The organism is Microbacterium sp. Leaf351, assembly GCF_001423825.1.
Lineage (GTDB): Bacteria > Actinomycetota > Actinomycetes > Actinomycetales > Microbacteriaceae > Microbacterium > Microbacterium ginsengisoli.
Genome location: NZ_LMPK01000023.1, coordinates 69,857 through 74,134 on the forward strand (window position 1 = coordinate 69,857; position 4,278 = coordinate 74,134).

At 70.3% G+C, this 4,278-nt stretch carries 5 protein-coding genes; all 5 read right to left on the reverse strand.

What is annotated here, in order from left to right:
- Window positions 1-149 precede the first annotated feature (149 nt).
- On the reverse strand, window positions 150-917 hold the full coding sequence (locus tag ASG00_RS08030) for an ABC transporter permease (protein ID WP_056208311.1): 768 nt from the start codon (window positions 915-917) through the stop codon (window positions 150-152).
- Window positions 914-1,717 carry an ABC transporter ATP-binding protein gene (locus ASG00_RS08035; protein ID WP_056208313.1) on the reverse strand — a complete coding sequence of 268 codons (804 nt, stop codon included), beginning with the start codon at window positions 1,715-1,717 and terminating at the stop codon, window positions 914-916. Before ASG00_RS08035 ends, ASG00_RS08030 begins: the two co-directional genes overlap by 4 nt.
- The gene (locus ASG00_RS08040; protein ID WP_327037500.1) at window positions 1,714-2,439 is read right to left on the reverse strand and encodes an ABC transporter permease; all 726 of its coding nucleotides are present in this window, start codon (window positions 2,437-2,439) and stop codon (window positions 1,714-1,716) included. Before ASG00_RS08040 ends, ASG00_RS08035 begins: the two co-directional genes overlap by 4 nt.
- An 80-nt stretch (window positions 2,440-2,519) precedes the next feature.
- On the reverse strand, window positions 2,520-3,536 hold the full coding sequence (locus ASG00_RS08045; protein WP_056208321.1) for a TIGR03842 family LLM class F420-dependent oxidoreductase: 1,017 nt from the start codon (window positions 3,534-3,536) through the stop codon (window positions 2,520-2,522).
- Window positions 3,537-3,547: 11 nt separating this feature from the next.
- Window positions 3,548-4,278: amidohydrolase family protein (locus ASG00_RS17750; RefSeq protein WP_235559443.1), on the reverse strand; the 731-nt coding region annotated here is incomplete at its 5' end.

Consider the following 4,278-nt stretch of genomic DNA (forward strand, 5'->3'; position numbering starts at 1 on the left):
CGCGACGACGCCGGCGGCGCCGAGCGCCAGCATCCTTCGTGTGCTGTGCTTCATGGTGCTTCTCCTCTCGGTGGTGCATCGGTGGTGCTTCGGGTGTCCGTCGCGTGCTGCACGACGAAGAGGGACGGATGCCGCGGCCCGGGGCCGCGTCATCCGGTGGGTCTCAGGCGCGCCAGCGCGAGGGTCTCGAGCAGGGCGGTGGCGCAGTAGAACACGAGTCCGGTGACGATCGCGCCGAGCACGAACGCCCACGCCAGCGCGTAGTTGCTCGACGAGACCGCCGAGGTGATCGCCTTGCCGAGCCCTGAGACGGGCCCGCCGAAGTACTCGGCGACGAGGGCCGAGATCACCGCGAGCGACGAGGCGATGCGCACACCCGTGAACAGGAACGGAACCGCACCCGGCACCGTCACGGTGCGTGCCGTCTGCCAGCGCCCCGCCGCGTAGGAGCGCAGCAGGTCACGGTGCAGCGGGTCGACGGTGCGCAGCCCCCGCAGGGTGTTGACGTAGACGGGCACGAGCACGGCGATCGCCGCGATCATCTGGCGGCCGGTCTCGACGCTCGCCCCGAACATCGCGTAGAACACCGGCGCGAGAGCGACGATCGGGATGACCGACAGCGCCGTCACGACCGGGGCGCTCAGCTCGTCGAGCGGGCGCCACGCCGCGGCGAGCACCGCCAGCACGACTGCGACGAGCGTGCCGACGACGAGGCCCACCAATGCGTTCGCGGCCGTGCCGAGACTCGCCTGCACGATGACGCCCGCGCTCGCCGCGAACTGGCCCGCGATCGTGAACGGTGCCGGCAGAGCCGAGCCTTTCGCAGGGAACGCCGTCACCAGCAGCTGCCAGACGAGCACCACGGCGATCCCGAAGACGATCGGGGCGAGCACGGTGCGCAGGCGCGGGGCGGTCATCGGTTCTCGACGCCCTTCGCCCCCGCCGAGGGGGACCCGTGCAGGGCCTCGCGCACCGCGCTGACGCGCTCGAAGAACGCCTCGTCCTCGCGCAGCTCCTCGGTGCGCTCACCGCGCAGATCCATCGTCAGGATCTCGCGGATGCGGCCTGGCCGCGGCGACATCACCACGACCCGGTCCGAGAGGAACACCGCCTCGGGGATCGAGTGGGTCACGAACACGACCGCGGCGCCCGTCTCCGCGCAGATGCGGGCGAGCTCGGTCTGCATGGTCTCGCGGGTCATCTCGTCGAGCGCACCGAACGGCTCGTCCATGAGCAGCAGCCGCGGCTTCTCGGCGAACGCGCGCGCGATCGCGACGCGCTGCTGCATCCCGCCCGAGAGCTGGTCGGGGTGCCGGTCGGCGAAGTCGCCGAGGCCCACCAGCTCGATCAGCTCGTCGGCGCGCGCGCGGCGCTCGGCGCGCGGCATCCCGTGCAGCTCCATCGGCAGCTCGATGTTGCCCCGCACCGTGCGCCACGGCAGCAGCGCGGCCTTCTGGAACGCGATGCCGTAGTCCTGGTCGAGGCGTGCCCGCGGCGCCGTCTTGCCGAACACCGTCAGCTCGCCCGCGGTCGGGGTGTCGAGGTCGGCGATCAGACGCATGAGCGTCGACTTGCCGCATCCGCTCGGACCGATCAGCGAGACGAACTCGCCGGCCGCCACCTCGAGGTCGATGCCCGAGAGGGCGTCGACCGTGCGTCCGCGTCCGGTGCGGAAGGTCTTGTCGACCCCGCGCACGTGCACCGCGATCTCGGTCATGCCGACACCTCGTTTCGTCGGTAGCGCCGCAGCGCCAGGGAGAGGAGGGCGACCAGGCCCGCGGCGGCGAGGCCCATCAGCACGGCGCCGAAGATCGGTGACCACTGCTTGGCCGGGTCGGCGCTGCCCGATGCCGCGAACTCGACGATCGCGCGGCCGATGCCGCCGCGCAGTCCGATCGACACCTCGGCGACGATGGTGCCCACCACCGCATTGACCGCGGCCAGACGCAGGGCCGGGAGGAGGAACGGGATGCTGGCGGGCACCCGCACCGCGAGGAACGTGCGCCACCACCCCACCCCGTAGGCGCGCATCAGGTCGAGGTGCTCGGCGGTCGGCGACCCGAAGCCGCGCAGCGCCCCGATCGACACGGGGAAGAAGGCGAGGTAGCTCGCGATGAGCGCGACCGACATCCAGTCCTGCCACTCGAATCCGCCGGTGGAGAGCTGCGTGCCGATGCGTCGCACGAGCGGTGCGAGCGCGATGAGCGGAACGGTCTGGCTGAGCACGACCCACGGCAGGAGCGCCGACTGCGCGGTGCGGAAGCGCTGCATGACGATCGCGATCGCGATGCCGACCACGACACCCACGAGCCATCCGACGACGGCGATGCCGAAGCTGAACGACGCCGCCTGCAGCGTCGCGAGCCACAGAGCGGGCGAACCGGCAGCCCGCGTGACCGGCGACAGGGCCCGGTCGAGCATCGCGCCCAGGTGAGGCATCGCCAGGTCGGAGGCGCGCGGCAGCACCGTGATCCCCGCGATCNCGGCGATGCCGAGGAGGATCGGGCGCAGGCGGCGCATCATCGCTTCGCGGTCACCTGGTCGGCGAGGGCGGGGATGACGGTCTCGCCGTACACCCGCATCGTCTCCTCCTTGTTGTCGTGCTGGAGGTAGCCCGCGAACTGCGTCACCCCGATGGCCCGCAGCTGCTCGAGCTTGGCGATGTGGTCCTCCGCGGTGCCGAGCAGGCAGAAACGGTCGACGATCTCGTCGGGCACGAAGTCGACGTGGTCGTTGTGCGCGCGGCCGTGCGAGTTGTAGTCGTACCCGGTGCGTCCGGCGATGTAGTCCGTGAGCGCCGCCGGAACGTCGCCCGCAGTGCCGTACTTCGAGACGATGTCGGCGACGTGGTTGCCCACCATTCCGCCGAACCAGCGGCACTGATCGCGCATGTGCTCCCAGTCGTCGCCGATGTACATCGGCGCCGCGACGCAGAAGGCGATCGACTCGGGGTCGCGGCCGGCGGCGGCCGCGGCATCCTTCACGACCTTGATCATCCAGGCCGCGATGTCGACGTCCGCCAGCTGCAGGATGAAGCCGTCGCCCACCTCGCCGGTGAGCTTCAGCGCCATCGGGCCGTAGGCCGCGACCCAGACGTCGAGCTCCGAGCCGCGACTCCAGGGGAACTGCAGGGTGGCGCCCCTGTACTCGACCGGGCGGGAGTTCGCGAGCTCGCGGATCACGTGGATCGACTCGCGCAGCTCCGACATGGTCACCGGCTTGCCGTTCGTGACCCGCACCGCCGAGTCGCCGCGGCCGATGCCGCAGATCGTGCGGTTGCCGTACATCTCGTTCAGGGTCGCGAACACGCTCGCGGTGACGGTCCAGTCGCGGGTGGCGGGGTTGGTGACGAACGGGCCGACGACGATGCGCTTGGTCGCGTTCAGGATCGCCGAGTGGATGACGTACGGCTCCTGCCAGAGCAGGTGCGAGTCGAAGGTCCACAGGTGGGAGAAGCCGTGCGCCTCGGCGAGCTGTGCGAGCTGCACCGTGCGGGCGGCGGGCGGGTTGGTCTGCAGGACGACGCCGAAATCCATGTGCCGCCCCCTCAGACCAGGTACTGGCTCAGGCCGCGCTTGATGTAGCGCCCGTCGCCCTTGCTGCCGAGGTAGGAGCCGCCGTCGACGACGACCTTGCCGCGGGAGACGACCGTGTCGACGTGTCCGTCGATCTCGAACCCCTCCCAGGCCGAGTAGTCCATGTTCATGTGGTGGGTCTTCCCCACCCCGATCGAGGTGTGGCCGTTCGGGTCGTAGACCACGACATCGCCGTCGGCGCCGGGCTGGATGACGCCCTTCTTGCCGTACATGCCGAACATGCGCGCCGGTGTGGTGCTGGTGAGCTCGACCCAGCGGGGGAGGGTGATCTGACCCGACACGACCCCCTGGTACATGAGGTCCATGCGGTGCTCGACCGATCCGATCCCGTTGGGGATCTTCGCGAAGTTGCCGATGCCCATGTCCTTCTGGTCCTTCATGCAGAACGGGCAGTGGTCGGTCGAGACCATCTGGATGTCGTTCGTGCGCAGGCTCTGCCACATGTGGTGCTGGTGACCCTCGTGCTTCGAGCGCAGCGGAGTCGAGCACACCCACTTCGCGCCCTCGAAGTCGCCCCACTCCTCGCTGACGGCGCCGAGCTGGTCCTCGAGCGAGAGGTAGAGGTACTGCGGGCAGGTCTCGCCGAACACGTTGAGGCCGCGGTCGCGGGCGGCGGCGATCTGCTCGACGGCCTGCTTGGCGCTCACGTGCACGACGTAGAGCGGCGCACCGGTCAGGTCGG

What these genes read in the sequence shown, in the direction of transcription:
- ASG00_RS08030 (WP_056208311.1), bottom strand. Translation starts at nt 917, where the DNA reads ATGACCGCCCCGCGCCTGCGCACCGTGCTCGCCCCGATCGTCTTCGGG.
- ASG00_RS08035 (WP_056208313.1), bottom strand. Translation starts at nt 1,717, where the DNA reads ATGACCGAGATCGCGGTGCACGTGCGCGGGGTCGACAAGACCTTCCGC.
- ASG00_RS08040 (WP_327037500.1), bottom strand. Translation starts at nt 2,439, where the DNA reads ATGCCTCACCTGGGCGCGATGCTCGACCGGGCCCTGTCGCCGGTCACG.
- ASG00_RS08045 (WP_056208321.1), bottom strand. Translation starts at nt 3,536, where the DNA reads ATGGATTTCGGCGTCGTCCTGCAGACCAACCCGCCCGCCGCCCGCACG.